Here is a 443-nt window from a genome sequence, read left to right as displayed (position 1 = left end):
GTGGTGGCCGGCATGAAGCCGGGCTCGGTGATTATCGACATTGCTGCCGAAGCCGGCGGCAACTGCGAGCTGACCCAGGCCGGTGAAGTCATCAAGCTGGATAACGGCGTGACCGTGGTGGGCCTTGCCAATCTGCCGGGCATGCTGGCGGCCGATGCGTCCAGCCTGTACGCCAAGAATCTGCTCACCGTCCTCAGCCTGATGCTGTCCAAAGACGGCTTCAAGCTGGATATGGAAGACGATCTGCTGGCCGCCACGCTGGTGACGCACGCAGGCGAAGTGCGCTTCGGCAACAAGTAAACCCTCAAGGAATCGAATCATGGTTGATCCGTTTATCACCAGCTTTACCATTTTCGTGCTGGCCGTATTCGTCGGTTACCACGTGGTGTGGAACGTCACCCCGGCGCTGCACACCCCGCTGATGGCTGTGACCAACGCCATCT

1 protein-coding gene and 1 pseudogene are annotated in these 443 nt (G+C 59.8%); both read left to right on the top strand.

All coding sequences use genetic code 11. From position 1 onward, the window contains the following. Positions 1-300 (top strand): annotated as a pseudogene (locus EGI20_RS19050) (NAD(P)(+) transhydrogenase (Re/Si-specific) subunit alpha); the annotation flags it as partial. Between the two features lie 19 nt (positions 301-319). Continuing rightward, positions 320-443 (top strand): proton-translocating transhydrogenase family protein (locus tag EGI20_RS19045; RefSeq protein WP_498633274.1); only part of this gene is annotated, 124 nt, incomplete at its 3' end.

The sequence above is a fragment of the Aquitalea sp. S1-19 genome (genome assembly GCF_024343515.1).
The sequence above is the reverse complement of the archived record's forward strand: the minus strand, read 5'-3'. Positions and strand labels throughout refer to the sequence as shown.